The sequence below is a fragment of the Nonlabens dokdonensis genome, from assembly GCF_002162835.1.
Taxonomy (GTDB): Bacteria; Bacteroidota; Bacteroidia; order Flavobacteriales; family Flavobacteriaceae; genus Nonlabens; species Nonlabens dokdonensis_B.
Genome location: NZ_MAAX01000007.1, coordinates 1 through 305 on the forward strand (window position 1 = coordinate 1; position 305 = coordinate 305).

General features: G+C 29.8%; 1 protein-coding gene. It reads left to right on the plus strand.

Annotated features, from left to right (window positions below):
* Positions 1-305 (plus strand): glycosyltransferase family 2 protein (locus A9Q93_RS00185; protein WP_369674677.1); only part of this gene is annotated, 305 nt, incomplete at both ends.

Sequence of the window (305 nt, forward strand, 5' to 3'; positions counted from 1 at the left end):
CTTTCTAGAAAAGGTAAATCCTAGCAAATATCCTAACCGCAAGAAACTTTATAACGAGCCTATTAAAGCAAATTACGTTCAAGGTAGTTTTATGTTTACAAGAGCTTCTAGTTTTGAAAAAGTAGGAGGTTTTGATACTAATTTATTTTTGTATTATGAGGAGAGCGATCTGTCCATGAGATTTTTAAAATCGCTAGGTCAAAGTTCTTATTTGTATCCGCAGCAGTCTTATATACATTATAAAGGTGGAAGTACGACAAAAAGTATTTTAATAAAAATCGAACAAAAAATATCATTATTATATC